General features: G+C 53.5%; 24 protein-coding genes. 14 read left to right on the top strand and 10 right to left on the bottom strand.

Annotation, left to right across the window (positions count from 1 at the left end; genetic code table 11):
- Positions 1 to 685: 685 nt before the first annotated feature.
- Entirely contained in the window at positions 686 to 1,909 is a 1,224-nt protein-coding gene (locus SIB68_RS01185; protein ID WP_063399548.1) for a DUF4336 domain-containing protein, read from the top strand.
- Here SIB68_RS01185 and SIB68_RS01180 read toward each other — a convergent pair.
- A complete protein-coding gene (locus tag SIB68_RS01180; protein WP_063399549.1) occupies positions 1,899 to 2,249 on the bottom strand; it encodes a DUF760 domain-containing protein in 351 nt (116 codons plus the stop codon). The genes SIB68_RS01185 and SIB68_RS01180 overlap by 11 nt on opposite strands.
- Before the next feature lie 15 nt (positions 2,250 to 2,264).
- Entirely contained in the window at positions 2,265 to 2,885 is a 621-nt protein-coding gene (lepB, locus tag SIB68_RS01175; RefSeq protein WP_063399550.1) for a signal peptidase I, read from the bottom strand.
- A gap of 50 nt (positions 2,886 to 2,935) precedes the next feature.
- Between lepB and menD the strand changes: the two genes are divergently transcribed.
- The 6 genes from menD to SIB68_RS01145 all read left to right on the top strand — a co-directional run bounded on the left by menD (position 2,936) and on the right by SIB68_RS01145 (position 10,062).
- Positions 2,936 to 4,762 (top strand): 2-succinyl-5-enolpyruvyl-6-hydroxy-3-cyclohexene-1-carboxylic-acid synthase, encoded by a 1,827-nt coding sequence (gene menD, locus SIB68_RS01170; protein WP_413681877.1) that lies wholly within the window; start codon positions 2,936 to 2,938, stop codon positions 4,760 to 4,762.
- A 5-nt stretch (positions 4,763 to 4,767) separates the two neighbouring features.
- A complete protein-coding gene (gene menB, locus SIB68_RS01165) occupies positions 4,768 to 5,661 on the top strand; it encodes a 1,4-dihydroxy-2-naphthoyl-CoA synthase (RefSeq protein WP_063399551.1) in 894 nt (297 codons plus the stop codon).
- A 21-nt stretch (positions 5,662 to 5,682) separates the two neighbouring features.
- Positions 5,683 to 6,261 (top strand): L,D-transpeptidase, encoded by a 579-nt coding sequence (locus SIB68_RS01160; protein WP_081215468.1) that lies wholly within the window; start codon positions 5,683 to 5,685, stop codon positions 6,259 to 6,261.
- A 59-nt stretch (positions 6,262 to 6,320) separates the two neighbouring features.
- Positions 6,321 to 7,820 carry a glycogen synthase GlgA gene (glgA, locus tag SIB68_RS01155; RefSeq protein ID WP_063399552.1) on the top strand — a complete coding sequence of 500 codons (1,500 nt, stop codon included), beginning with the start codon at positions 6,321 to 6,323 and terminating at the stop codon, positions 7,818 to 7,820.
- Between the two features lie 125 nt (positions 7,821 to 7,945).
- On the top strand, positions 7,946 to 8,665 hold the full coding sequence (locus tag SIB68_RS01150; protein WP_063399553.1) for a hypothetical protein: 720 nt from the start codon (positions 7,946 to 7,948) through the stop codon (positions 8,663 to 8,665).
- On the top strand, positions 8,665 to 10,062 hold the full coding sequence (locus tag SIB68_RS01145) for a UDP-N-acetylmuramoyl-tripeptide--D-alanyl-D-alanine ligase (protein WP_063399554.1): 1,398 nt from the start codon (positions 8,665 to 8,667) through the stop codon (positions 10,060 to 10,062). Before SIB68_RS01150 ends, SIB68_RS01145 begins: the two co-directional genes overlap by 1 nt.
- 26 nt (positions 10,063 to 10,088) lie before the next feature.
- Here SIB68_RS01145 and glmU read toward each other — a convergent pair whose 3' ends face one another.
- From glmU to SIB68_RS01125, 4 genes are all read right to left on the bottom strand, one after another.
- Positions 10,089 to 11,429, bottom strand: a complete 1,341-nt coding sequence (gene glmU, locus SIB68_RS01140) for a bifunctional UDP-N-acetylglucosamine diphosphorylase/glucosamine-1-phosphate N-acetyltransferase GlmU (RefSeq protein WP_063399555.1) — start codon at positions 11,427 to 11,429, stop codon at positions 10,089 to 10,091.
- 470 nt (positions 11,430 to 11,899) lie between these two features.
- A complete protein-coding gene (locus SIB68_RS01135) occupies positions 11,900 to 12,847 on the bottom strand; it encodes an MnmC family methyltransferase (protein ID WP_063399556.1) in 948 nt (315 codons plus the stop codon).
- Complete coding sequence (aroA, locus tag SIB68_RS01130; protein ID WP_063399557.1) at positions 12,822 to 14,147, bottom strand: 3-phosphoshikimate 1-carboxyvinyltransferase; 1,326 nt, start codon at positions 14,145 to 14,147, stop codon at positions 12,822 to 12,824. The genes SIB68_RS01135 and aroA overlap by 26 nt, the downstream gene beginning before the upstream one ends.
- A gap of 148 nt (positions 14,148 to 14,295) precedes the next feature.
- Complete coding sequence (locus tag SIB68_RS01125; RefSeq protein WP_063399558.1) at positions 14,296 to 15,861, bottom strand: UbiD family decarboxylase; 1,566 nt, start codon at positions 15,859 to 15,861, stop codon at positions 14,296 to 14,298.
- A 64-nt stretch (positions 15,862 to 15,925) separates the two neighbouring features.
- Between SIB68_RS01125 and SIB68_RS01120 the strand changes: the two genes are divergently transcribed.
- The 5 genes from SIB68_RS01120 to sds are packed head-to-tail and all read left to right on the top strand — an operon-like array spanning position 15,926 to position 20,417.
- Entirely contained in the window at positions 15,926 to 16,657 is a 732-nt protein-coding gene (locus SIB68_RS01120) for a 2-phosphosulfolactate phosphatase family protein (protein ID WP_063399559.1), read from the top strand.
- Between the two features lie 42 nt (positions 16,658 to 16,699).
- Positions 16,700 to 17,521 (top strand): carbon-nitrogen hydrolase family protein, encoded by an 822-nt coding sequence (locus SIB68_RS01115; protein ID WP_063399560.1) that lies wholly within the window; start codon positions 16,700 to 16,702, stop codon positions 17,519 to 17,521.
- 4 nt (positions 17,522 to 17,525) lie between these two features.
- A complete protein-coding gene (locus tag SIB68_RS01110; RefSeq protein ID WP_063399561.1) occupies positions 17,526 to 18,620 on the top strand; it encodes an N-acetylmuramoyl-L-alanine amidase in 1,095 nt (364 codons plus the stop codon).
- A complete protein-coding gene (gene murI, locus SIB68_RS01105; RefSeq protein ID WP_063399562.1) occupies positions 18,617 to 19,423 on the top strand; it encodes a glutamate racemase in 807 nt (268 codons plus the stop codon). Before SIB68_RS01110 ends, murI begins: the two co-directional genes overlap by 4 nt.
- 22 nt (positions 19,424 to 19,445) lie before the next feature.
- Positions 19,446 to 20,417, top strand: coding sequence for a solanesyl diphosphate synthase (sds, locus tag SIB68_RS01100; protein ID WP_011826520.1), 972 nt, complete (start codon positions 19,446 to 19,448; stop codon positions 20,415 to 20,417).
- A gap of 5 nt (positions 20,418 to 20,422) precedes the next feature.
- Here sds and SIB68_RS01095 read toward each other — a convergent pair whose 3' ends face one another.
- Entirely contained in the window at positions 20,423 to 21,100 is a 678-nt protein-coding gene (locus SIB68_RS01095; protein ID WP_063399563.1) for an HAD family hydrolase, read from the bottom strand.
- Between the two features lie 168 nt (positions 21,101 to 21,268).
- Positions 21,269 to 21,460 carry a hypothetical protein gene (locus SIB68_RS01090; protein WP_063399564.1) on the bottom strand — a complete coding sequence of 64 codons (192 nt, stop codon included), beginning with the start codon at positions 21,458 to 21,460 and terminating at the stop codon, positions 21,269 to 21,271.
- A gap of 609 nt (positions 21,461 to 22,069) precedes the next feature.
- Between SIB68_RS01090 and acs the strand changes: the two genes are divergently transcribed.
- Entirely contained in the window at positions 22,070 to 24,046 is a 1,977-nt protein-coding gene (gene acs / locus SIB68_RS01085; RefSeq protein ID WP_063399566.1) for an acetate--CoA ligase, read from the top strand.
- Positions 24,047 to 24,058: 12 nt separating this feature from the next.
- On the opposite strand, the gene SIB68_RS01080 is transcribed toward acs, so the two are convergent.
- Together SIB68_RS01080 and SIB68_RS01075 are read right to left on the bottom strand one after the other, a co-directional pair.
- Positions 24,059 to 24,787, bottom strand: a complete 729-nt coding sequence (locus tag SIB68_RS01080; protein ID WP_063399567.1) for a DUF1350 family protein — start codon at positions 24,785 to 24,787, stop codon at positions 24,059 to 24,061.
- Positions 24,784 to 25,245, bottom strand: a complete 462-nt coding sequence (locus SIB68_RS01075) for a peroxiredoxin (protein ID WP_063399568.1) — start codon at positions 25,243 to 25,245, stop codon at positions 24,784 to 24,786. The genes SIB68_RS01080 and SIB68_RS01075 overlap by 4 nt, the downstream gene beginning before the upstream one ends.
- A 41-nt stretch (positions 25,246 to 25,286) precedes the next feature.
- Here SIB68_RS01075 and SIB68_RS01070 point away from each other — a divergent pair, with 41 nt between their 5' ends.
- Positions 25,287 to 26,234: a 3'-5' exonuclease gene (locus SIB68_RS01070; protein WP_063399569.1), complete on the top strand. Its 948-nt coding sequence runs from the start codon at positions 25,287 to 25,289 to the stop codon at positions 26,232 to 26,234.
- The last annotated feature ends 119 nt before the right edge of the window (positions 26,235 to 26,353 follow it).

Here is a 26,353-nt window from a genome sequence, read left to right as displayed (position 1 = left end):
TAAAAAGTAGCCTCAGGAGTAACAGAGTTAACGATTAACTTAATAGCAAATACCGGCACCTTCTTGTTGCTAACGCTTACGGGTTAGAATGAGAGCAGTAAATAAGTTAATAGTTGCTATTCTCATCCTTGATACTTAAATCATTCCAGGATCTCAACCAGTCCCTTCTTTCTGTTCAAACTATTTGAATGATTTTGAGGTTTTTACGTAGGCCTATGTATGGATAATGGTAGAAGTATTAGCTTTTATTTTGTACTTCTCGCCGCGAAGATTAGGCGACGGCATCTGCAAGCTTCGAGGTTTCAGCTTCTGCTCTAACCCATACGCCCATAATCACACGCTGGTCTTTTCTGGTTTAACAGGCTTTCCTTGACCTGCTACGAGCTTTTGGTAAACGTTCTCTTTGCCGGAGTTAAGAGCCTTCCCATCAGTAGCGATATTGAAGAGCAGCTATATCACCCCCCTGGCCATTCGGCCTGGTCTTGCTGCGCAGAGACAAGCCATGTCGCTCAGAGTGAACTCCTCTGAGATAATTGGCAAGTTGCCTCGGCCTCCTCGCGCTGTTGCGACGCATCCCGTAGTTGGGCGTCATCCAGGGACAGACTCGCTTGCTCGCCTGTTCTATCTCTAGCTTGTCCCTAAAACCAGTTGCAGAAGATGTTGACCAATTGCACAAACTGAGGACATGACTCCCGAGAATCAAGCTATTTCAGGTCAAGTGAGTGCCAATAAGACTGTCTCTTGGCTTGATCAAGAGTGGCCTTGGTGGCCGCTGTTACCTCTATATCCCTATGGTCAGCGCCGCACCCTGGTCCGGGAACTAATACCCAATCAGATCTGGAGTTTTGAACAACTCCAAGGCCTCTATTACGTCGCTGTGCCTGTAAGGCTCACCGTGGTGAAGGTGCCAGGTGGGTTGATGTTGTTCAATCCCCTTCCTCCTACTCCCGAGTTGCGCCGAGCTCTAGCTGATCTGGAGGCCACCCATGGCAATGTCGTCACGATTGTGCTCCCCACCGCGTCTGGCCTAGAGCACAAACTGTCTCTACCGGCAATGGCACGAGCCTTCCCACAGGCAGAGGTATGGGTTTGTCCTGGTCAGTGGAGTTTCCCAATTTCCTTGCCTTCCTCTTGGCTGGGCATTCCAGCGCGCCGCACCAAGGTGCTGCAGGAGGACGGCTTTCCCCATCCGGACAGTTGTACTTGGCTGCCTTTAGGCCCCCTGGATTTGGGGCTTGGCCGTTTTGAAGAGGTGGCTTGTTTTCACCGAGCTTCCGGAGCTGTATTGGTAACAGATGCTCTAGTGGGCATCGAGGCAGAGCCTCCAGCTCTGTTTGATCTAGACCCCACACCCCTGTTATTCCACGCCCGTGATCGGGGTGATCAACCCCTTGCGGATTCTCCACAAGCGCGCCGCCGAGGATGGGCCCGTGTGGTGTTGTTCGCGACCTATCTGAAGCCAGGGCCGCTTGTGATACCTCCTCTGTTGGAAGTGCTGCGCAATGCCTTCAGGCCCGGAACACTTAGCCCTAAAGCCCATTTCGGCCTGTTTCCATTCGCTTGGCAGCCCGGTTGGGAAGCTGCGGCTCAGGAGCGTCTCGGAAAGAACGGCCCGCTCCTACAAGTTGCGCCAGTGTTGGAACGGCTCGTATTTCCAAGAGCGAAGGACGTCTTGTTGGAATGGTTGGATGAGATGCGGCGCCTGAAAGGGATGCGCTGGCTTGTGTCTGCTCACTTCAGCGACATCGTGGCCTTCAAGCCTCATCACGTTCGAGATTTAAGTGAATCTATTTCCAAACGCCCATGGGCGATCAATCAAGCCAGCTGGAGTTTTCTAGGCAGCGTTGATCAACGCCTGCTCAGTCTTGGTGTGGTGCCGAAAGATCCTCAGGCAGCCTTCAGAGATTGAGATCGTCTGTCTCGACTGCCATCGCTTCATCTGAAAACAACGACTCTTCCAATTCCTTGCGTTGCTCCATCTGGCGCAAGAAATATCCAGTCATCATTGCTGATGCGAGCAAACTGGCGAGATTATCTCGACTAGCTGTGACCTTCACTTCAAATTGCTCGCCTGGGAGCATACCCAGCAGACCCTGAACATTGTGGCGAATGATGTCCTGGATATCATTGCTGGCGGACTTGGCGACTCGCTGCAATACATCAGGGGATTGATCCTGAAGGTACTGAATTAGCCCATTACCGTCCTGGCAATCGTTGTTATCGGTGGTCAGGAACTCCGGGTTGAACATCCGGTGTGCTTTTCGTCACGGTGTTGACCCTATCGCAGCTAGGTCGTTAGATCCACTCTTGCCTTGGGAGGGGAACCGTATTGGACCGAACCGATTGAGTGGCCAGTACCTCCAAATAGCTGTTCCGATCACAGCTTCTTCTGGTAATGGCCCCCAGAGATGAGAGTCAAGACTGGAATTGCGGTTGTCCCCCATCACCCAGAGTTCATGCTCAGGGACGGTCACCTTCGCCATCTCGTAGTTCATTGGTGCATCACGGCAGTCATCCTTGATGGCGATCTCGTTGCGCAAGAGCTGACCATGATGAACTTCCAGTTGATCGCCCGGACGCCCCACCACGCGTTTGATCAAGGCCGCTTTGGGGTCGTAGCCAGCATCCAGTAGCGCGGATGGCGGGTGAAACACCACCACGCTGCCCAGCGGCAAAGGCTGCTCTTGTTGACGTGCAAGTCGAGGGCGAACCTTCTCAACAAGAATGCGATCCTTCAACTCAAGGGTTGGCAGCATTGAACCGGAGGGAATCCAGCGAGGCTCCACCACCTGCCACCGCATCAACAAGGCCAGAACCAACCAGAGCAGCAGGCTGCGCCAGCTACCGCTTGCTTCTTTTCGAGGAGGAGAAGGTGTCGGAGTCATCGAAACTGATTAAGCCGGCCCTCGCCGGTCGGTATTGACCGAGAATCGCATTGGCTAAGGCTCAAGCTCTGTCTCTTGCTCACAACAATCTGTTGGTTTGCCTGAGCTTGCTCGAGGCATTTCATGCCTTGGGGCTGCGCCATCTCGTGCTTTGTCCTGGCAGCCGCTCGGGGCCCCTTGCACTTGCCGCAGGAGGAATGGCACGTACCAATCGCTTGCGGCTTAGCACTGCCATTGATGAGCGCTCTGCTGCTTTCTTGGCTTTGGGTTTTAGCACTGCTACTGGCACTGCAGCAGCTGTAGTAACCACTTCGGGCACCGCTGTAGCCAACCTTTTGCCTGCAGCAGTGGAGGCTGATCGATCCTGTCAGCCCCTGTTGCTGCTCACTGCTGACCGTCCCTATCGACTCAAAGATTGCGGTGCCAATCAAACGGTGAATCAGGAGACTTTCTTGAGTCCTGCCTGTCGATGGATTGGGCAGGGCCCAAGAGAGGGGTTGCATCTTTTCAGTAAAGAAACGCTGGAATCATTCGCAGAGGAGGCCTGGCAACGAGCTCATCACCCCGCAGGAGCCGTTCATCTCAATCTGCCTTTTGAGGAGCCTCTACATCTCAGTGAAGAAGAGCAGAGGGTGATCTGGAAGGGGTGGTCTCCCAAAATTCAACGTTCATCTCCGATCACGCCAATAAATCTGGCAATGGCAGCGGAGGGAACTGATGGGGTTACCGATCGGGCGCCCTTTGCATTGGATCCTTTACGACCCGGCGTTGTGATAGCTGGTGCTTGGCGAGGCCTAAGCAAAGACCTCTTTGCTTTTCAGCAATCCTTGCGGGAGTGGCAGGCCTTGAGTGGCTGGCCCGTGCTGGCCGATCCACTATCGGCTCTGCCTTCAGACCAACCTGGTCTAATCCGCTCCTGGGAGCTGCTTTTGGCTGCTGGGCTTTTAAGCTCTAAGGAGCAGCTTCAAGTGCTGCGTCTAGGACCAATGTCAGCCAGTCGGAGCCTTGAGGCATGGTTGAAAAGCTTTGGTGACGGTCAGCTCCTGATTACAGAGGGAGACTCCCGTTGTCTCGATCCCCTTGGTTTGTCAGTGCAATGGAGTCATGGATTGACGACCTGGTGGCAACACCATCACCATCGCTGGATCGATGCTGATGCCGCCTCTCAACAGGCAACCGATCCTCTACTGAAGAAATGGCAGATCATCGATCGTTTTGCGCAGGACTGGCTGGATCAGCACTTACCCCTTCAGGGTGCCATCACAGAACCAGCCCTGGCTCGCTGGTTATCCCGTCTTCTGCCAGCTGAGCTACCAATCATGTTGGCAGCGAGTAGTCCTGTGAGGGACTGGCTGGCTTATGCGGACAAGAGCTTATTTTCGAGACGATGCTTCAGTTTTCGAGGCGCGTCTGGTATCGACGGCACCCTTTCTTTAAGCATGGGTTTAGCGATGGCCCTTGGGCCCACTTTGCTTGTCAGCGGCGATCTGGCTCTCCTTCATGACAGCAATGGCTGGTTACTTGCTCATCCCCAGCGCCCGCCTTTGGTGGTGGTGTTGATCGACAATGGTGGCGGAGGCATCTTCGAGCAACTGCTGGTGAAGACAGCTCCGAGCGAAGCATTTGAGCAGCTGTTTGCCATGCCTCAGACGGTTGACCCTCTTGCTCTTGCAAGGGCTCATAACATTCCTCACCGTCAGGTGGCCTGTCTTGAAGACCTACCAGCAGCCTTGGAATGGGGGTTCTTCCAGGCTGGACCTGTTTTGATACGTGTGTGCACCCATCGGGGTCAAGATTCATCGATGAGGCAACAGCTTCGCGAGGGATTGGTGATGCATCTGCAGTCGATTTCCCAAAATGGCCACATTGATCTTTGATCCCGATGGCTATGGATTCCAATCGGTTTGACATGAGGCCAAGACAGGTTTTGCCTGGCAAGCCCACGATCGAATGGGAACCCTGGGGTGAATATCAAGACGTACTGCTCGATCGCAGTTCAGAAGGCATTGCCAGGGTTGCGATTGATCGTCCGGCCAAGCGCAATGCTTTCCGGCCACGCACGGTGATGGAACTCTGTGATGCGTTTACCCGAATTCGAGACGACCAACGTTTAGGCGTGGTTTTGTTCACCGGTGTTGGACCTGCTGACGATGGCGGCTATGCCTTTTGTGCAGGTGGTGACCAAAGTGTGCGCGGCGACGGTGGCTACCTCGATGAGGAAGGTTTGCCGCGCCTCAATGTTCTCGACCTACAGCGCATCATTCGCAGTTTGCCAAAGGTTGTGATTGCACTTGTGGCTGGCTATGCGATCGGCGGCGGCCAAGTGCTGCACTTGTTATGTGATCTCAGTCTGGCGGCAGAGAATGCCGTGTTTGGGCAAACCGGTCCCAAGGTGGGCAGCTTTGATGGTGGCTTTGGTGCTGGTTACCTGGCCAGGGTCGTGGGGCAACGCAAGGCTCGTGAAATCTGGTTTCTCTGTCGTCAATACGGAGCTGAAGAAGCGCTGAGAATGGGGTTGATCAACGAGATTGTTCCTCTTGATGGCCTTGAAGCAGAGGGAGTGCGTTGGGCAAGAGAGGTGTTGCAGCACAGCCCCACAGCCATCCGCTGCCTGAAGGCCGCATTCAATGCTGAAACCGATGGATTGGCAGGACTTCAGGAGCTAGCCGGTCAGGCCACCCATCTGTTCTATCGAACGGATGAAGCCCAGGAGGGCCGAAATGCTTTTCTACAAAAACGAAGTCCAGATTTTTCAGGCTCAGGCTGGCTTCCCTAACCAGCCGCTCTAGGCAGCGTCATGATTAACGCATCGTTTGCTTTAGGGAAGGAGTTCTTGCTACCGCTTCCACTGCCGCTGCTGCCCTCCCTGATTCATGCAGCTGTTCAGGACTCTCTTCCGCAAATCGTCGCCAGCTTCCCCATCGCTTTAATTGAACGTGAGGGGCGGCATCTGGTCTTGGATCGGCGTAGCCGTCGGCTGCTTGTTTTGGAAGATGGCTCCTTAATTAAAAGCTTCTCAGTGGCGGTTGGCATGCCTGGCTGGGAGACTCCGGCAGGTGAGTTTCAAGTTTTGAACAAGACTCCCCATCCCATTTGGGAGCATCCCCAGAGCGGTAGGCGAATCGGATCTGGGCCGAACAATCCCCTTGGCAGTCGCTGGATCGGCTTCTATCGAGATTGCAACGGCAGAGACGCTCACGATGGTGATCGTTGGCTAACGATTGATGGCTGCGTCACGTCTGGCTTCCATGGGACGCCACACCGCTGGACTGTTGGCCGAGCTGTTTCCCATGGTTGTGTTCGGCTGTTTGAAGAGGACATCCAATCCCTCTATCAGCTGGTCAAAATCGGCACGCCGCTCAAGGTGCTCCCATGATCGTGATCTGATTGAGCTGATGCACATTTAGAGTCTCGCGGCTCTCGACTGACTTGAAAATGCGCGTGCTATTTGCTGCTGCGGAATGCGCGCCGATGGTCAAGGTCGGTGGAATGGGTGATGTGGTGGGCTCATTGCCCCCAGCTCTGGCCAAGCTTGATCATGATGTGCGTCTGATCATGCCTGGTTACGGCAAGCTCTGGAGCTTGCTGGATATCCCTACTGATCCGATTTGGCGCGGTCAGACCATGGGCAACGAGTTTGCCATCTATGAGACAAGTCATCCCAGCAATGGTTTGCCCCTTTATCTGGTGGGGCATCCAGTGTTTGATCCTGAACGGATCTACGGCGGAGAAGACGAAGATTGGCGTTTTACGTTTTTCGCAAGCGCGACAACGGAATTTGCCTGGAACGTTTGGAAACCGCAGGTGCTGCATTGCCACGACTGGCATACCGGGATGATTCCTGTGTGGATGCATCAGGACCCTGAAATCAGCACGGTCTTTACCATTCACAACCTCAAATATCAGGGCCCCTGGCGCTGGAAACTTGATCGGATGACTTGGTGCCCCTGGTACATGCAAGGGGATCACACCATGGCAGCAGCCTTGCTTTATGCCGATCGGGTGAATGCCGTCTCTCCCACCTATGCCAGAGAGATCTGTACATCTGAATACGGGGAGAGCCTTGATGGCTTGTTGAACTACATCTCTGGAAAACTGCGTGGGATTCTCAATGGCATTGACCTGCAGGATTGGGACCCTGTTAATGACAAGTCTTTGCCAGCCACTTTTAGTGCCGATGACCTTTCAGGTCGTGCTGTGAACAAGCAGGCCCTTCAACAGCGCATGGGGCTTGAGGTCAATCCAGACACCTATCTACTGGGGATGGTGAGTCGGTTGGTGGATCAGAAAGGGGTTGATCTTCTGCTGCAGGTGACAGAGCGTTTGCTTGCTTATACAGATTCCCAAATCGTGGTGCTGGGCACTGGTGAGCGTGGTTTGGAATCAGGCCTGTGGCAATTGGCGATTCAGAACCCTGGCCGCTTCTCGGTTTTCCTCACTTACGACGATGACCTAGCACGTTTGATCTACGGCGGCAGTGACGCATTTCTGATGCCGAGTCGCTTCGAACCCTGTGGCATTAGTCAGCTGTTGGCCATGCGCTACGGCAGCGTGCCGGTGGTGCGCAAAGTGGGTGGTCTTGTCGACACGGTGCCTTCCTACGACCCTATTCATAAAACCGGTACTGGATTCTGCTTCGATCGATTTGAGCCTGTTGACTTCTATACAGCATTAGTGAGGTCCTGGGAGGCGTTCCGTCATCGTGATTGCTGGCGTGAGTTGCAGCAACGTGGAATGACTCAAAACTACAGCTGGGATCGCTCCGCTCTCGACTATGCGCAGATGTATCGGGAGGTCTGTGGCCTTAAGGAGCCGTCTCCTGATGCGGCGGTTGTGGAGCAATTTTCTCTCGGCCAGGGTTCAGATCCTTCCCGTCAGGGTCAGGACAGCAATGCGAAAAAAAGAACCAGACGCAAGAAGAAGGGGAATGATTAAAAAAAGAGGTTTAAACTTGGTTGTTGGTTTTGCAGATTTGGCGGCTCTTTTGCAGACGACCCCATTGATTTGATGCACCCCAATCTTTTCAATCTGCCGCTTGGTCGTCAGGGCTCCTGATCAGCATGGGAAATTCGCCCCCCCGGCCAGAGAAGCAAACGGGACAACTCCCAGTCCCCTATACCAATCCCTGGGTATCCCTGCGAGAGGGATTTCGTGATGTCTTCGCAGACCTTGGTCTGCGACTCAGGCAACTCTGGCGTCTCAACCGGCAAGGCGAATTCTCCACACCAAGGTTCTGGCCTTCTGCAATGGCACCAATGTTCTGGCCATTGACACTTGCAACAGTACTGGTCTTGGGAGTGTTCCTCAGCAGTCTGCTGATTGACCAACCTGCAGCTGTGGCACAACTAGATCCTGCAGAGACCTATCCCAGCAATTCAGCTGCATTGGCTGTGATGTCTAGCCCCTCCACTGCGGAGTCACAGCCTGTTGCAACGTTGTCGGAGCCTTCTGAACTGGAATCCACACAACTTTCAGCGCCTTTAGCTGTACCTCTTCAGCTTGAGCCTCTCTTAACGATGCTGGCAGACAATGATCTCCCCAGTGGCTTGCTTCTTGCAGCCGAACCAAGACCCCTGGACAATGATCTTGTGTTGAGGCTAAGTCCAGCTTGGAACAACCTCAATTCATCTCGACAGCATGAACTTGCCGATCGTTGGCAGACTCTTGCTGAACAGCTCGGTTATGACGAACTTCAACTTCAAAGCGAGGATGATCAACTGCTTGCCAGGACAGCAAGAGTAGGTGTGGGCATGATCATTTTCGATCAGGATTTGGCTTGATGAGACTGCGTCTGGGGCAGCTGGTCGAGCTTTGGGGTGCTCCGATGCATGTTCACGCGTCTGACCTAGATCTTGACCAAGCTGTTGGTCCGATCTGCACAGACAGTCGTCAGTTGAGCGAAGGCAGCTTCTTTGTGCCGTTGGTGGGGAAGCATTTCAATGGCCATGCCTTTCTTGCTCAAGCTCTGAAGCTTGAGGCCCAGGCGGCTGTGGTGGCTCGCAAAGATCATCATCCAGTGCCCGAGGGTCTCCCCCATTGGATTGTGGAAGACACTCTCGAGGCTTATCAGCAACTGGGGTTGCTGCATCGCCGTCAGTTGAATGTACCGGTGGTTGCCGTCACAGGTTCAGCAGGAAAAACCACGACTCGGGAGTTGATCCGTTCTGCACTCACACCCCTTGGTGAGGTCTTGGCAAGTGCAGGCAACAACAACAACGACGTGGGTGTTCCGCTCACCTTGTTGCAGGCGCATTCAGATCATGGCGCAGTTGTGGTGGAGATGGGTATGCGTGGAATTGGGGAAATAGAACGGCTCTCCTGTTGCACCCAACCAGACGTCGCTGTGATCACCAATATCGGCAATGCCCACGTCGGTCGTTTAGGTAGTCGTGCGGCAATTGCTTCCGCCAAGTGTGAGATCACCACTTGCCTGAAACCCAGAGGAGTGATCGTCATCCCAGCAGGGGATTCGCTCCTGGAAGATGCTCTTAAACGGATCTGGCGGGGGCGGGTGATCCGCGTGGCAGTTCAAGACAATCGTCTTTTGAAGGACGCAGAGGTTAAGGGCATGAATTCTAAATTTTTGCCCAAGGCCGATCTCATTGGCTGCGTTGACCTGGCCAAGGGTGAACTATTGCTAGAGGGAAAGGCCTACACCCTGCCTTTAGAAGGGATGCATAACGCTTGCAATTTGATGCTGGCACTCGCAGTAGCCCGTGAATTAGATGTCTGCAATGAATCGCTATCCGATCTGAAAGTAGACGTTCCTGGTGGCCGTAGTCGACGGCTAAAAGTTGGCAACTTCACTGTTCTGGATGAAACCTACAACGCTTCGCCGGAAGCCGTGCAAGCAGCATTGGAGCTATTAGCAATTCAACCGGGACGTCACTTTGCAGTACTCGGAACCATGCTGGAGCTAGGAGACCAGAGCGTGGCTTTGCATCGCCAAGTCGCTGAACGGGCGGTACAAGTTGGTTTGGATGGACTCGTCGTCGTTGCTGCAGGCGCAGAGGCTGAAGCCATGGCAACAGCAGCAGGGTCCTTGCCGCATTTGGCCGTCGTTGCCAACCCAGAGCAGGCTGCTCAGCCATTGCAGGCTTGGCTTGAGGCCGGCGATGTGGTTCTGCTTAAGGCTAGTCGTGGTGTCGCTCTAGAGAAATTGATCCCTTTGCTCTAAGGGGACTAAGCCTTAATCCTCTCGTTTCACTGCCAACCATTTTTAGTTAGTTGTTTGGAGCGGCCAAGGGCGAGAGCACCATTGGGAACATCTTTAGTGAGAGTGGAGCCAGCTCCTACTGTCACGTCCGAACCTAAAACAATCGGCGCCACCAAAACAGAATTGGCCCCTGTTTTGCTGTTGTCACCAACTACGGTGAGATGTTTTCTCACACCGTCGTAATTTGCAGTGATCGTACCGGCCCCGACATTGACATGGCGACCAAGTTGTGCGTCACCGATATAACTGAGGTGATTCACCTTTGAACCCTCGCCAATTTGGCTTTTTTTAATCTCCACAAAGTTGCCGATGCGGCATTGATCAGCGATGTCTGCACCAGGGCGTAGGTGTGAGAAAGGGCCAATAGCCACCTCATTTCCCACCTTGGCATCACGTACAACGGAATGAAGAACGCTGACTCCATGGCCAAGGTCGGCATTCTCAATCAAGCTTCCTGGGCCAAGCTGGCAGCCATCGCCAATGTTGCAGCAGCCCCGCAAATGGGTTTGGGGTTCAATTACCACATCTCTACCGAACTGACAGTCTTCACTCAGCGTGCAGCTAGCAGGGTCAGTAAAAGTGACCCCTTCCTTCATCCAATGGTTACGTAGCCGTTCTTGAAGCAGCGCCTCACATTTGGCAAGTTGGCAACGATCGTTGATGCCATTCACCTCATCGGGATCAGCCACCTCTACATGCATCGCAATAGGTAGCAACGCCACAGTGTCGGTGAGGTAGAGCTCACCTTGATCATTATCACTACAAAGTTGGGGTAGTACTGCGGCCAATTTCTTCCAATTGAAGCAGTAGATACCTGCGTTAGTGAGATTGTTGTGGCGCTGTTCGTCACTACAGTCGCGATGTTCAACGATGCTGCTTACGCGGCCTTGTTGATCTGAAAACACCCTGCCGTAGCCCGTGGGATCTGCGAGTCGGGCTGTTAACAACGTGACGTCGGCACCACTTGAGCGATGTTCGTTCACCAAATGATCGATCGTGCTTGGTCGAAGTAATGGAACATCACCATTGAGAACCAAAAGCTCGCCATCAAAGCCCTCCAATACGGGCAGTACTTGCTGAACCGCATGACCAGTGCCGTTCTGAGGTTGTTGAACAACAAACTCCAAGCCTGGCCAATCAGTGAGCTGCTGTTGCACCTCTTGCGCCTGGTGGCCAACAATCAACAAGCGCCGTTGAGGTTGAAGACCCGAGCAACTGGTCAACACCCGTTCAACCAACGTGGAACCTGCGAGCGGTTGCAAGACTTTCGGCAGGCAGCTCTTCATGCGGGTGCCCTTCCCAGCAGCCAAGATGGCGACGGCAAGCATGGAGCGAATGGCGAATCGGCCGGAATCTAATTGAATTCCGACAACTTCACTGCAGTTAACAGCCTTTAAGCAGGATCAGCTCAGCTTCTAGCAGTGATGATTCAGCAAGAAGAGCGCCAAAACAGTTTCTACTTTCACTAGCACTGTCACTGTTGCTAGCAATGAAGCACACTATGACTCCACATAAAAAACCTCCTTATTGATGAGCCATTGTTCAAGCAAGCCTATAGATCATGGTCAAAAGTCTCAAGTGGAAGCAAGCTGCCAGTCATTGGTATGAATCACCCAGCAAAAGAAGATCCATTAAATCAAATATTGCCACAACATCTCCTTTGGGATTGATCAGCTGTAGGCAATGAACTTGAGTTGAGTTGAGTTGAGTTGGGTTGGGAGGATTCAAGAATGACTCTAAACAATCTCTTCCAATTCTTATCTATTCTAATTTTTCACTCGTTTCTTCCTGACAAGAATCAACCTTGCCTTTGCTTGGATGTCCAGCGGTGGTGCCAGCTATTGGTCGCCTCTAATCCGCAGAGCTGTTGTTCAGTGCTGCGCCGCCTCAGGATCACTTCTGCCTGATCTTCTCCAGTTGGATCGCGGTACGGAACGGCTGCGCGTGTATGTAGATGTTCATGTTCCATTGCAGTAAGCGACCGCCAACCAAGCCCTTTCTCTCCAAAGCTGATCTTGAACTGCTTCATCCCCATGGTGCCACTACTCCAACCTCCGCGCTCCCCTGGCACTTGAAGTAGCGAGAATAATTTCAGCCCTGCTCGCTGCAAGCTGGCACGTATGGCCGCTGCACGGCTATAGGTCAGGAGCCTCCCACCTGGAGCCAATCGTATGGCCAGGCCATGCAGAAACTCTTCACTCCATAGCTGTGGGCAGCGACCTGGAGAGAAGGCATCGTGAAGAATCAAATCAAACTTCTGATCTTGGGGTAGCTGATGAAGCGTTTGGCGTGCATCACCCCACAACATTGTTCCCCTGCTCTCTGGCTGATCCCAACCATCACAATCTCGGATTAAAATAAGTTTCTGGTGGACCGATGCTGACCAGGCACTACAGAATCCCGTCTGCGCCAAAGCGAGTTCCAGTGGTCGCCTGTCTATCTCTAGACCCCACCACAGCACATTCGGTGCTGGAGTTGGCATGGCATCCAACACAGCCGCAGTGTTGTAGCCAAGACCCATGCATACGTCGAGGATCCGAAGAGTTTGTCCGCCACTAAAGCGCGTCAACTCTGCCGGTTGTGCGAATTTCGCGCATGCTTCATTCAGCGCTCCGGCGGAGTTGTGGAACGCTTCGTCGAAGTACTCACTATGCAGGCTGAAGCTACCATCCGCCGTTGGGAAAACATTCAGCGCCCCCAAAGGGCGAGAGTGGTCGACATTAGCGATGCAGCCGCTCAAGGTCATCCCAGAAGTTGGGGTAGGAAACAGCCGCAGCTTCGCTACCCGTCAAGCGGGAATTGCCCTCCGCCAGCAACGCAGCCACCGCCAGGCTCATGGCGACACGATGATCCGTTTCACTATCGAGGTCTGTGCCTCGCAGTTTTCGGACCCCACGGATGGTGAGCCCATCGGCATGTTCGTCGATATCTGCTCCCATAGCCGTGAGCTGCCTGGTCATCACAGCAAGCCGATCGGTTTCCTTGACACGCAGTTCACTGGCGTCAGTAATTTTGCTTTCACCATCACAGAAACAAGCAGCCACCGCCAGGATCGGCACCTCGTCGACCAGGCGAGGAATGATGTCCCCATTGATGCTGAAGGGCTTTAACGGTCCTTGCCTCACCCGTAGGTCTCCAACCGGTTCACCTGCGACTTCATGGCGGTTGAGCACCTCAATGCGAGCTTCCATTTGCTGCAACACTTCCAGGATGCCGGTACGGGTGGGGTTTAAACCAACGTTTTCCACCACGAGCTCAGCTCCAGGCACAAGCACTCCTGCGACAAGCCAAAAGGCAGCGGAACTGATATCACCTGGCACGACAATATTTTGCCCATAAAGCTTTTGTCCTGGGCTCACTCTGATATGGCGACCCATCTCTCCTCCCACTTCGAGATCAGCGCCGAATGCCCGCAACATGCGTTCGCTGTGGTCTCTCGAATGGGCTGGTTCGATCACAGTCGTTGCCCCATCGGCTGTAAGGGCTGCCAGCAGAAGGGCTGACTTCACCTGGGCACTTGCTACAGGTGTACCGATGACACCACCACGAAGTTTCTGACCACTCACGGCAAGAGGTGCGAAGTCGCCGTTGGATCGTCCTTTAATTTTGGCTCCCATCATTGTTAATGGCTGGCCAACCCGATTCATGGGCCTACGGCGCAAAGAAGCATCACCACTAAGCACGAAATGGCGGCCCTTGCGAGCCGCCAACAGCCCTAGCATCAGACGAATTGTTGTTCCGGAGTTACCGCAGTCGAGTACATCTTGCGGTTCTTGAAGTCCATCGAGACCAACGCCTTCAACGCGAACTATTTGCCCGGCATGAATCGGGCTGACCGTGGCTCCCATCGCTCGAAGACAGGCGGCGGTACTCATGGGATCTTCAGCAGGTAAAAGGCCCTCGATGGTGGTGACCCCTTCTGCGATAGCTCCAAATAACAGCGCTCGATGGGAAATCGATTTATCCCCAGGGACTCGCACCGTTCCAGAAAGCCCACCACCTGCTCGAAGCTCACGTGACGATGAGGCAGTGCTTGTAACGCTCAATGGGTGTGGCCCGGATCAGATCGATCTTATGGGCAAGCGTTTGAGCTTGTTTCCAATTTGTTTTTGTGCTGTGTAATTTGTCTCTTTTGGACCATCTCAAGCAACAGATATCTACCGAGTGTTTTTTGCTAACCAGGCCATTTTTAATTCAGGTCTTTTTGACCATCGCTTGACGACAAAGGCTCTCCATCACATAACCAAACAGGCTTGGATCAGGTTCTTCGCTGCCCAAATCCTCCAGCCCCAACTCCTGCCATCGAGCATCCACCCTGCTTTCTAGATCTGCATCCCGACTGAGTGGCTCGCCCCATTCATGGCGCTTCTCAGGGCCAATCTTAGTGGTGGCGTCGATGGCCATCCTGCCTCCAAGCCCTAGATGTTCGCTAGCAAAATCAAGGCTGTCGAAGGGGGTGTTCTCAAGTACAAAGAGATCCCTTTGCGGATCGACCTGTGCAGCGATAGCCCATACCACTTGGCGTGGATCTCTCACGTTGATGTTTGCATCTACCACGACAACGAATTTTGTATAGGTGAATTGGGGCAATGCGCTCCAGAAAGCCATCGCGGCACGCTTGGCTTGTCCTGGATAAGACTTATCGATTGCAATCACCGCCAGCTTGTAGCTGAGGGCCTCCATCGGTAAAAAGAAGTCCACAATCTCCGACACTTGTTGACGCAAGATTGGCGTGTAGATGCGGTTCAAGGCGATGGCGAGCATCGCTTCTTCCTTGGGGGGGCGGCCGCTAAACGTCGTGAGGAAAATCGGATTGCGGCGTTGAGTCACGCAGTGGAAGCGCACCAATGGTGAGGACTCCACTCCTCCGTAGAAGCCCATATGGTCACCAAATGGACCATCCTCTAATTCCTCACCTGGTGTAATGGTTCCTTCCAACACCACTTCGCTGTGGCTAGGGACTTTCAAATCCAGTGTTTTGCAGCCAGTGAGACGTACACCCTCTCCTGCATAAAGACCAGCAAAAAGCCATTCACTGAGTTGCACAGGAATCGGAGTTGCTGCGGCCATGATCAGCAGAGGGTGTACACCAATAGCAATGGCTACCTCAAGCTTCTGGCCCATGGCAGCAGCTTTGCGCAGGTGCCTGGCTCCGCCGCGAACACTCAGCCAATGCACCGTCATGGTCTTTGGCGATTGGCGTTGTAGGCGATAGACACCCACATTCGGCACTCCCGTCTCCGGGTCTTTGGTAATCACAAGACCCAGGGTGATCACACCACTGGCATCTCCTGGCCAAGGGCGGATCAAAGGCAGATTGTCGAGATTCAACGCATCTCCACGCAGCACCTGCTGATGGCAGGGAGGTGTGAGATCCAGGTCTGGTCGCGCTTTGATCAGATCCCAAAACACACTTGCAAACTGTCTGGTTTCTTGCAGACCCTTTGGCGGCCTTGGTTGCTGCAACAGAGCCAAACGAGTTCCCAGATCCTCAAGTTGCTGAGCGTTGTCCAGACCCATGCTCCAGACCACTCGCTCCAAGGTGCCCATCAGATTCACTGCCACTGGCATCGATGAACCAATCACGTTTTCGAACAACAGGGCCGGCCCACCCAAGCCCAGCACCCGATCAGTAATAGCGGCGAGTTCTAAATCTGGATCTACGGGGGCACTGATCCGCCTTAGTTGGCCACGTTGCTCAAGTAGGGCTAGGAAGTCCCGCATGTCTTGGGACGCAGGTCCGGGACGAAGCAGGGGCATGGTTGGGAAGACAGCCAGCAAAATGATCTAGTTACTGTGGCGCACGTCGTTCCCTATCGAGGCCATGCAGCTCGCTTATTTCCATGTGGCCGCGGATGTGCCTCAGGGGGCTGAGCCTGATGCTGCTGTCGTCATCGACGTTCTCAGAGCCACCACCACCATCGCCTGGGCTTTAAACAACGGTGCCGAAGCTGTTGAAACCTTTGCTGATTTGGACCAACTGAGGCAGAGCGCGGCTCAATGGCCGGAGTCTTCCCGTTTGATGCTTGGTGAGCGCGGCGGACAGCGCATTGAGGGATTTGATCTGGGGAATTCCCCCGTCGCTGTTGTGCCCCAGCAAGTGGCTGGCAAAAGACTCTTTATGAGCACGACTAACGGCACGCGCTCTTTGCAGCGAGTGCGTGGGGTTCAGCGTTTATTCACTTTGGCACTACCAAACCGCAGAGCTGTTGCAGACCACTTGTTGATGGATCCACCTGAGCAACTTTGGATTGTTGGTAGTGGCTGGGAAGGGGCCTACTCCCTGGAGGATTCTTTGGCGGCCGGAGCATTGGCCGATTTGCTATTGGATGGTGCCGCTGATGAGGCTTGTGTCGTGAACGACGAACTCACTGCTGCACTAGCCCTTTGGCAGCAGTGGAAGCACGATCCAGAAGCCTGTCTTCGTCAAGCCAGCCATGGGCAACGCTTAATTGGGCTTGGCGACCACGATGCAGATTTCAGATGTTGTGCTGAATTGGATCGGCTTTCTGTGATTCCTGTTCAGGTCAAACCCGGAGTCCTTTGTGCCTCTTGAAACCACACTGCGATCTAAAGTCTCGCTCTCTGTTTCAACCCTGTGACCGACTTTCTGGCAGCCGCTTTGCAGCTGACGAGCACCTCGGATCCAGAGCTCAATTTTGCTGCTGCCGAGGAGCAGATCGAACTGGCTGCCCGCCGTGGTGCGGAATTGGTGGGATTACCTGAAAATTTTGCCTTTATGGGTGATGACGAGCGACGGCTGGAGCTGGCACAAGACTTAGCTCAGCAATGCAGCCGCTTTCTTGTCACCATGGCAAGGCGCTACCAGGTGGTGCTTCTGGGCGGGGGCTTCCCTGTACCTGCAGGAGATAGCAATCACACGGTCAACAGAGCCGAATTGGTCGGTCGTGATGGTCAGCTGCTAGCGAGATACGACAAGATTCATCTCTTCGATGTGGATCTACCTGAAGGCAACACCTATCAGGAGTCGGCCACGACTACGTCTGGTCGTGAACTACCCCCAGTCGTGGATGTGCCAGGACTATGTCGAGTGGGACTATCCATCTGCTACGACGTGCGCTTCCCTGAGCTCTATCGCCATCTCGTAGCTGCTGGCGCCGAGTTATTGATGATTCCAGCAGCATTCACGGCTTTCACTGGAAAAGATCACTGGCAGGTCTTACTTCAGGCCAGGGCCATCGAGAACACCTCCTATGTGCTTGCACCTGCCCAGACAGGTCGTCATTACAGCCGTCGACAGAGCCATGGACATGCCATGGTGATTGATCCCTGGGGAACCGTCTTGGCTGATGCAGGGGTGAGTCAGGGTGCAGCCATTGCTCCTGTGGATAACTCGCACATTGGTCGCATTCGCGCGCAAATGCCAAGCCTCCAACACCGGCAGTCAGCACTGTTCTGAGCCAATGGCCTCGGCTCCGTCCCGCCCTCTCATCCTGCTGGTGGTTGGTGTCTTGCAGATCCCTTTGGTTTTGGCAGCGTTGCCGGCCAGAGCGGCAAGCGCTTTAGCGGCCTGGGCACTTGGAAGCGACGGGGTGTTGCAGTTGCGTACATCAAGAGGGGCTCGTCTAGAAGCGTTCTTTCAACCAGCGGATGGTGCCCAGGGAGCAAAGGTCTGGATTGATTTTCCTGGAGAATTGAGCCGCTCCCGCAGCCTGCGGGGTAGCGGACCGGTGCGTGCGATTCGTTTGGGGAAACCAACGCCTGGATCAACTCGACTGGTGATTGAGTTCAAACCATCAATCTCTCTGAATCCAAATCAGCTCAAGCTGATAGGAACCTCTCCGTACCGCTGGAAGCTCAACTTCGAAGGCTTACCGACCCGTGGGCTTCGCCGTATCGGTGAAGGAGACCTGACAGCATCAACTTTGAGCCGATGGGCTCCTGGAATCCGGATTACCCCCACACGGACGCCTATCAATGCCTCTGGTTTGCCGAATGTCCCCCGCGGGCGCTTTAGAGTTGTCATTGACCCTGGTCATGGTGGTCCAGACCCTGGTGCTATAGGGATTCGCGGTCTACGTGAGAAGAATGTTGTTCTCGATGTTTCCCTTCAGGTGGCCCAGCTATTAGAAGCTCGAGGGGTGCAGGTCATCATGACCCGCACGGCTGATGTGGATGTGGATCTACCGCCAAGAGTGGCGATCGCCAATCGATTAGGTGCTACTGCATTTGTAAGCATTCATGCCAATGCCATCAGCATGTCCAGACCACAGGTCAATGGAATCGAAACCTTCTATTTCTCTGATTCCCGTTCAGCCAGATTGGCGTCTCATATCCAGCAACAAGTGCTGAACGTCTCCCCTGGGAGCCCCAACAGAGGGGTCAGACGGGGCCGTTTCTTTGTCATCCGGCGAACCACAATGCCCTCCGCCCTAGTTGAGACAGGTTTTTTAACAGGACGGCTAGATGCTCCTCGGCTGGCTTCAGCAGCCCATCGCCGCAAGTTGGCTCTGGCTATTGCTACTGGCATCCTCAACTATTTACAGGGGGTCCGTTGAAGCCTCGCTTGGGATTATTTGATAGCGGCGTGGGTGGGTTGACTGTGCTCAGGCGAGTGCTGGAGCGCCATGGGCAGGTGCCTTGCCTCTATCTCGGTGATACCGCCCGAGTCCCTTACGGAAACCGCATGCCGCATGAAATCCGAGTGATCGCCAAGGAGGTTGTCCAGTGGTTACGAGACCAGCAAGTGACTGCGGTTGTGATGGCTTGCAACACCACGAATGCGTTGGCTTCTGATGTGGCTGAAGCGGTTGCGGGAGGGATCCCTATCGTGAGGTTGATCGAGGCAGCAGCCAACATGCTTTCGGAAGAGCGTGTGGGAGTACTGGCCACTCCTGCTGCTGCTGCATCAGGCGCATATGGCAAACAAATTCAGATCTCTCGACCAGGCACGATGGTTATTGAGCAGGGATGTCCGGCCTTTGTGCCATTGATTGAGACTGGTCAACTCAGCAGCGAGGAGCTTTATCAGGCGGCGCTTGAGTATCTGAATCCACTCTTGGCTGCACAGGTGGAAGCAGTGGTTCTCGGATGCACTCACTATCCTCTTCTTGAACCAATCTTGCGTCAGATTTTGCCGCAAGATGTGCGCTTGATTGATCCTGCTATCGGTGTGGCGCGCGAGCTGGATGGTCTGTTGGGTAGCCCAACGATCCCATTGGGAACATCACTGTCGCTGACCTCTACACGGTTCTGCGTGACTGCCAATCCCGAGGGCTTTGCCACACGTGCTACGCCATGGTTGGGCGAGCGTCCTCAAGTTGAGTTGGTTTCACTGCAATGTCCTGCCTGCGCCTCGTAAGATCACTCCACCGAGGGAATCCATGGCCACCGTTACTGAGCTGCTGCAGCCGGTCGAGCTGGATCTTGAGACCCTGCTCACTGATCTGCGCAGCTTGATTGGTGCCGGTCATCCCATTCTTCAAGCAGCGGCAGAGCACTTATTCAGTGCCGGGGGCAAACGCCTTCGCCCGGGCATTGTGCTGTTGATCTCAAGAGCTTTATCTGCCGATGGTGATCTCTCGGCCCGTCATCGTCGGCTGGCGGAGATTACCGAGATGATCCACACGGCTTCTCTTGTTCACGACGACGTCGTCGATGAAGCGGCCACTCGCCGAGGCGTGGCCACTGTTCATAGCCGTTTCAATCATCGCGTTGCGGTTTTGGCAGGTGATTTTCTATTCGCACAAGCCAGTTGGCATCTGGCTAATCTGGATAACTTAGCTGTGGTCAAGCTTCTCAGTCGGGTCATCATGGACCTCGCCGATGGGGAGGTGAAGCAGGGCCTCTATCGCTATGACACCGGCCAATCATTTGCGACATATCTGGAGAAGAGCTATTGCAAGACGGCTTCTCTAATGGCCAACAGTGTGCAGGCTGCCGGCGTGCTCAGTGGTGAGAGTGTTGAACATCAGAAATCACTGCATCACTTCGGTCGCCAGCTTGGACTCGCCTTTCAGGTTGTCGATGACATCCTCGACTTCACAGGCAGTGAACAGCAATTAGGGAAACCTGCCGCGAGTGATTTGGCCAGTGGCTACCTAACGGCACCGGCTCTCTATGCGCTTGAAGAGCATTTAGCTCTAGCTCGTCTGATTGAGAGAGAGTTCAGCGAAGAGGACGATCTTGATCAAGCCCTTGAGCTGGTGCGTAATTCGCAGGCTATTTCACGCAGCCGTCAGCTGGCTGAAGACTTTGCCAGGGAATCTCGTGAAGCCATCGCTTGGCTACCAGATTCACCTTGCCAGCGTGCATTAATGGAACTACCTGATTTTGTTTTAAGCCGTCTCTACTGAGCTTTTCAGAGTGCATCCCAAGCCTGCTGGAGATGGTCAAGAACGGTTTTTAACTGAGAGATTTGACGAGGATTCTCATCTTTAAACTTGCCATCGCAATCGATCTGGGCATCATTTTCGCTCAGCACCCAAACATGACACCCTGCGGCTAGAGCAGCCTGTGTGCCGGCCTGAGAGTCTTCCAATGCCCAACAGGCAGTCGGCTTGACTGCCAGCCGCCGCGCGGCAAGCAGATAAGGATCTGGAGCGGGTTTACCTGCTGTAAGAGATAGATCATCGCCAAGAACTCGAGTCTGAATCAGTGCAAGCCAGCTGTGATGGATACTTTTAAATGCCACGGCATCTGCCGTACTACTGGAGGCCATGGCCATTGGCAGCCTGTGGTCGTAGCACCAGCGAACCAATTCCTCCGCTCCAGGCATGGCTTTGGCCTGACTGAGCAGATGCTTTGCGATCGGCTGGCGCACGGCTAAGAGCTGTTCGATCCCTACCGGGGTGTTCAACCAGTTGTTGACCAGCTGAGCACAATCAAGCCGACGCCGACCTTTTAAAATCGACAACTGACTTGTACTGAGACTGGTAGCAAAGACAGCCGCTGTTTGAGACCAGGCCTGAGCATGTAGAGGTTCAGTATCCAACAACACTCCATCTAGATCAAACAAGCAGGCCGCAGGGAAGGACATGAACCAATGCGCACCCTCTCGGTTGACTTGATTAAAACTCAATATCCAGCTCAGTTATTTTCGATTGGATGCCAGTTGTCAATGGTTTAACAGGAGGTTGTGTGGCTCAACTGATACTTTTAACACCTTTCCTGTAAAAGTGGCTCACCTATCAAGAGAGACTGCTCATCAGTCATGAAAAGAAGCCGCTATCGCATTTTCATCTGAAAGCTGAGATTTTGCATTGAGATATAGGCTGTACTTGGCTTGCGGCTTATTGGCCCATAAGATGATCTTATCGTCAATCCAAAGATAAATCTGCCATGAAGCAAAAACTAACACGTGTCCGGCAAGCCAAGCATAATGGGATAACTTAAGCATGACAATCCCCTTATTCAAAGAAAGTTGCCATTCAAGGCATTAAACAAATGTCTAAGCTTCCACTCAACTGAAGTAGTGAATATGGCCGCCAAGCAATCATGCTACTGAGATGCTTCAAGACATTCTGGAAGCACAAGACAGCTGACCTGATGAAAGTCGACATCTGTATGTGTTATTGGTATCGAGGTCAGAGGATGAATGCATTTTTCAAGTTTATCAATCGCACGAGTCAACTCAGCCGGCATCGCTTTTACAATCGACTTTACGACCTAATCACAAGTTTCATATTGAAGTGATTCCCAGTCAATGGATTGAGCGCAGAGCTGGTCCATCGTTGTGCTGCCATGAGCATTCTTTTCACCGTTAGCAGGAATGTATTTTTTATGGCTATATTTGGCGGCCTTCAAGCAGATAGGGAAAGACTTTGAATTGATCATTTTGCTTCGTATTTTTATCTTATTTCAGATTTTTACTCTTTCAACTTGTACTCATTTAGATGCCCTTCAGAGACTGTCGCTGATGGGGTTCGTTTAAACAAGCGTGTCACAGCGCTGTAGTCCCTGCTCTTAATCGCTTGAATGCGGAAAATCACTGGTCATTGATTGCCTTATGTCCCCTGATCCATCCGGCACCATTAAGTCAGTCCTGCAGGAGCAGCGCGTCTTTCATCCATCCGCAGAGCTGGCCTCACAGTCGATGGTTGGCAGCCTGGAAGCCTATCGTCGGATGGCAGAGCAAGCCAAAACTGATCCTGACAGTTTCTGGGGTGAAGCAGCCCGCACTGAGCTGGAATGGTTTGAACCCTTTGATAGCGTTCTCGATTGGTCGAATCCTCCCTTTGCGCGTTGGTTTGAAGGAGGCACGACAAATCTTTCCTTCAACTGTCTTGATCGCCATCTCAATGGCCCGAAGGCAGACAAAACAGCCCTGATCTGGGAGGGAGAGCCAGGTGATGTGCGGCGCTTCACCTATCGAGAACTTCATGCTGAAGTGTGCAGGGCTGCCAATGCGCTGAAAGCTCTTGGCATTGGCAAAGGTGACCTGGTTGCCCTTTATATGCCAATGGTCCCAGAAGCGGCCATTGCCATGTTGGCTTGCGCCCGTATCGGAGCCCCACATTCTGTTGTCTTTGGTGGCTTTTCCGCTGAAGCCCTTAGAGATCGTTTGGTGGATGGTGAAGCCAAAGCCGTGATCACTGCTGATGGTAGTTTTCGTAAGGACAAGGCCGTTGCCTTGAAGCCAGCAGTGGATGCTGCATTAGCGGAGGGTGCCTGCCCCAGCGTGACGTCGGTGCTGGTGGTGCAACGCACGAAAGAAAGCGTGGTGATGGAACCTGGTCGAGATCAGTGGTGGCACGAGCTTGTGTCAGCTCAATCTCAAGAGTGCGCGGCGGAACCCATGGCGAGTGAAGATCGCCTGTTTGTGCTCTACACCTCTGGCTCCACTGGAAAGCCAAAGGGCGTTGTGCACAGTACGGCAGGCTATAACCTCTGGGCTCACCTCACTTTCAAGTGGATCTTCGACATTCGCGACGAAGACGTCTACTGGTGCACAGCCGATGTGGGCTGGATCACTGGCCATAGCTACATTGTTTATGGGCCTCTTTCCAATGGGGCGACAACTGTGATGTATGAAGGGGCACCACGCCCATCCAAGCCTGGAGCCTTTTGGGAGCTGATTCAGAAGCACGGGATCACGATTTTTTACACCGCACCTACGGCAATTCGGGCATTCATGAAAAGTGGTCGGGCTGTACCCGATCAATACGACATGAGCAGTCTGCGGTTGCTAGGTACCGTCGGAGAACCCATCAATCCTGAGGCCTGGATGTGGTATCGCGAGGTGATCGGTGGTGATCGTTGCCCAATTGTCGACACTTGGTGGCAAACGGAGACAGGTGGGGTGATGATCAGCCCATTGCCTGGTGCGACGCCAACAAAACCAGGATCTGCGACCCTTCCCCTACCAGGCATTGAGGCTGATGTGGTTGACGCACAAGGCGAGCCGGTAGCCGTTGACGAAGGTGGATATCTGATCGTGCGACGTCCTTGGCCAGGAATGATGCGCACCGTGCACGGAAATCCCCAACGCTTTAGAGAGAGCTATTGGGAATACTTACGCCCTAAGGATGGCAGTTTCATCTATTTCGCAGGCGATGGAGCTCGTCGAGATGGTGATGGTTATTTCTGGGTGATGGGCAGGGTTGATGATGTGATTAACGTTTCAGGCCATCGTCTTGGCACGATGGAAATCGAATCGGCATTGGTGAGTCACCCGGCAGTGTCTGAAGCGGCAGTGGTTGGAAGGCCTGATGACCTTAAAGGTGAAGCGATCGTGGCCTTCGTCACCTTGGAGGGAAGCAGGGAAGTGAGTGATGCTTTGATTCAAGAGCTTCGTGTTCATGTGGGCAAGGAAATCGGCCCCATTGCTCGACCTGATGAGATCCGTTGCAGTGATGCCTTACCCAAGACCCGCAGCGGCAAAATTATGCGCCGTATCTTGCGGGCTTTGGCAGCTGGAGAGGAGGTCAAGGGTGATACCAGCACCCTGGAAGATCGCTCCGTGCTGGATCGGCTTAGAGCCTGATCACGACCTCATTCATGGGCTTGCCCAAGAGGAGATCGTTCCCACCAATTGATTGAGAGTCTCGGCCCGGGCGGAGTCATCCGCCCAGTCGCCGAGAAGGTTCTGCCGTAACCCTGCACTGGCTGGGGTGAGGTGATCACCGGGAAGATGCAAGCTTTGTGTTGCATCTTCCACTCGCTGCTGGAGACTATGCAAAAGGCTTGGACTCTGATCGAGACTGTCATTCCCGAAACTCACCAATAAGTTCTGAGGTTGGTGGTAACTCTCGCGGATCAATCGCAATGTTTCATTGGGGCTTGGGCTGAATTCCGTGTAAAAGCCAAGCTTTGGTGCAAGTTCGCGAAGCATGGGAATCGAACGATCAGCCGTAAAATTGTTAAAGCTCAATGCCACCAAAGCCCTGCTGTTACGACCTCCATCTGGGGCTAGAAGATGCAACTTGCAGCCAAGGCTATGGCCCAAGCGAAGGGGTGTGGGAAGGGCTCCGACTCTGGCCTCAAGTTGTTGTCGACAACGACGCAAATGTTTCCAAGCTTCATTGGCCTGAGCCTGATGGTCGAAGCCTGGCACATAGCCCCAAGCATGAACCGCCAGATTGTGGTCAGCTAAACCTTCAAGCAATCGTCGGTAGCTGAGCTGGGGGCTCGCCGCCAAATAACTGCCCCCCACCATTTCGACCAGTGCGATTGGCTGAGCTGGCCATAGTCCCCAGACGTTGCCGAGGCGTCTCCATCTGGTCATCGTTTCTTTTTGATTTCCTCCACGACACGACATGCCTCACGCATATGAGCAGGACCATCGAGGAGATTATTAAAAATATGGCGGATTGTTCCTTGGCCATCAATCACGTAAGTGACTCGGCTTGGCAGCATCCCAAGGGTGCGAGGAACTTCAAAGGCTCGCCTCAGTGTGTTGTCCTTGTCGCTCAGTAATGCATAGGGCAGGCCATGTCGTTCTGCAAATTGCCGATGACTGATGTCATCGTCTCCACTCACCCCCCAGACTTCAGAACCGAGTTTCTCAAAAACTGAGTAATTGTCTCGAAAGCTACAAGCTTCAGCTGTACATCCAGGAGTGTCGTCCTTGGGATAGAAAAACAACACGAGTACTTTGCCTTTGAGATCATTACTCCGCCGCTTGTTGCCATTTTGATCGACCAGATCAATGGCAGGAGCCTTATCACCAACTTGAAGGGCCATGCAGAAGCTCGCATCTATGGCTCACCCTAGAGAGCCCCTTGATGGGTGCGGGAGAATACAAGCAATTGATCGATGAACTCAGAGTGGGGGAAGCAAAGCAGCATCTCTTTGGAGCTGGTCAATTGGATCTTCTCCCCGATCTCAATGCAGAAGAGGCAGTTGTCACTCCTTCAAAGGATGTCTCTACCTCAAAGGCTGTCTCTAATTCAGAGGCTGTCTCTTTACCGCAACCTCATGCACCAGTAGCACTGCCTTCTTTGCATCGAGAAGCTTTGAGCTCACTGCCAGAGATGCTGCTGATCATCGATACGGAAACCACTGGATTGGATCCGAAGCGAGGTCAATGCCTAGAGGTTGGAGCCATCCTTTTCCATGCACCGCAGCGTGCTGTGCTTGCCCAGCATTCCTTTTTGCTGCCTGTGGAAACCAATGCGGCTGAATCAATCAATCGCATCCCCGCTGAGGTCACTCGCTTGGATCAGCCTTGGCGACAAGGACTGGACTATTTCCAAGCCTTACTGGATGCCGCTGATCTGTTAGTTGCTCACAATGCTGCCTTCGATCGTCAGTGGTTCGGAAAGGATCAGCTTCCAGCTGTCTCGAAGCCCTGGCTGTGCACGATGGAAGACATCGCTTGGCCAGTTGATCGTCAGCTTCGTTCCAGGCCTTCTGTAAGAGATTTGGCTCTCGCTTATGGCGTGCCGGTATGGGCCGCCCATCGTGCTCTCACTGACTGCATTTATCTCGCCGAGGTGTTCGCCCGTTGCAAGGATCTCGAAACGCTCCTGCTTCATGGGCTAGAGCCAAGGCGTTTGATGCGTGCCCAGGTGTCTTATGCACAAAGACACCTGGCCAAAGAAGCTGGCTTTCGTTGGAATGATCCAATTCAAGGTGCCTGGACCCGACGCTTAAGTGATCGAGAGGCCGCCAAGCTGGAATTCGAAGTGGTTGCTATTGATCAACAAGAGGAGCAGCCATTGAGTGCATAACGTTGCCTTCAATGGCATCATCCATTTAAGACAAGGTTGAGCTGCCAAACATCCTTGCTCCGATAGCGTTGAATTCTGATTGATTCCCTTAGTCAAGAGCTGAACTCTCCTAACAGTCT

This window comes from Prochlorococcus sp. MIT 1323 (assembly GCF_047304905.1).
Lineage (GTDB): Bacteria > Cyanobacteriota > Cyanobacteriia > PCC-6307 > Cyanobiaceae > Prochlorococcus > Prochlorococcus marinus_D.
This window is presented reverse-complemented; position numbering and strand designations above follow the sequence as displayed.

What these genes read in the sequence shown, in the direction of transcription:
- SIB68_RS01095 (WP_063399563.1), bottom strand. Translation starts at nt 21,100, where the DNA reads ATGTCCTTCCCTGCGGCCTGCTTGTTTGATCTAGATGGAGTGTTGTTG.
- SIB68_RS01145 (WP_063399554.1), top strand. Translation starts at nt 8,665, where the DNA reads ATGAGACTGCGTCTGGGGCAGCTGGTCGAGCTTTGGGGTGCTCCGATG.
- menB (WP_063399551.1), top strand. Translation starts at nt 4,768, where the DNA reads ATGGCTATGGATTCCAATCGGTTTGACATGAGGCCAAGACAGGTTTTG.
- glmU (WP_063399555.1), bottom strand. Translation starts at nt 11,429, where the DNA reads ATGCTTGCCGTCGCCATCTTGGCTGCTGGGAAGGGCACCCGCATGAAG.
- SIB68_RS01090 (WP_063399564.1), bottom strand. Translation starts at nt 21,460, where the DNA reads ATGCTTAAGTTATCCCATTATGCTTGGCTTGCCGGACACGTGTTAGTT.
- SIB68_RS01185 (WP_063399548.1), top strand. Translation starts at nt 686, where the DNA reads ATGACTCCCGAGAATCAAGCTATTTCAGGTCAAGTGAGTGCCAATAAG.
- lepB (WP_063399550.1), bottom strand. Translation starts at nt 2,885, where the DNA reads ATGACTCCGACACCTTCTCCTCCTCGAAAAGAAGCAAGCGGTAGCTGG.
- SIB68_RS01120 (WP_063399559.1), top strand. Translation starts at nt 15,926, where the DNA reads ATGCAGCTCGCTTATTTCCATGTGGCCGCGGATGTGCCTCAGGGGGCT.
- SIB68_RS01150 (WP_063399553.1), top strand. Translation starts at nt 7,946, where the DNA reads ATGGGAAATTCGCCCCCCCGGCCAGAGAAGCAAACGGGACAACTCCCA.
- acs (WP_063399566.1), top strand. Translation starts at nt 22,070, where the DNA reads ATGTCCCCTGATCCATCCGGCACCATTAAGTCAGTCCTGCAGGAGCAG.
- sds (WP_011826520.1), top strand. Translation starts at nt 19,446, where the DNA reads ATGGCCACCGTTACTGAGCTGCTGCAGCCGGTCGAGCTGGATCTTGAG.
- glgA (WP_063399552.1), top strand. Translation starts at nt 6,321, where the DNA reads ATGCGCGTGCTATTTGCTGCTGCGGAATGCGCGCCGATGGTCAAGGTC.
- SIB68_RS01080 (WP_063399567.1), bottom strand. Translation starts at nt 24,787, where the DNA reads ATGACCAGATGGAGACGCCTCGGCAACGTCTGGGGACTATGGCCAGCT.
- SIB68_RS01070 (WP_063399569.1), top strand. Translation starts at nt 25,287, where the DNA reads ATGGGTGCGGGAGAATACAAGCAATTGATCGATGAACTCAGAGTGGGG.
- SIB68_RS01135 (WP_063399556.1), bottom strand. Translation starts at nt 12,847, where the DNA reads ATGACCTTGAGCGGCTGCATCGCTAATGTCGACCACTCTCGCCCTTTG.
- SIB68_RS01075 (WP_063399568.1), bottom strand. Translation starts at nt 25,245, where the DNA reads ATGGCCCTTCAAGTTGGTGATAAGGCTCCTGCCATTGATCTGGTCGAT.
- SIB68_RS01180 (WP_063399549.1), bottom strand. Translation starts at nt 2,249, where the DNA reads ATGTTCAACCCGGAGTTCCTGACCACCGATAACAACGATTGCCAGGAC.
- SIB68_RS01110 (WP_063399561.1), top strand. Translation starts at nt 17,526, where the DNA reads ATGGCCTCGGCTCCGTCCCGCCCTCTCATCCTGCTGGTGGTTGGTGTC.
- SIB68_RS01125 (WP_063399558.1), bottom strand. Translation starts at nt 15,861, where the DNA reads ATGCCCCTGCTTCGTCCCGGACCTGCGTCCCAAGACATGCGGGACTTC.
- SIB68_RS01160 (WP_081215468.1), top strand. Translation starts at nt 5,683, where the DNA reads ATGATTAACGCATCGTTTGCTTTAGGGAAGGAGTTCTTGCTACCGCTT.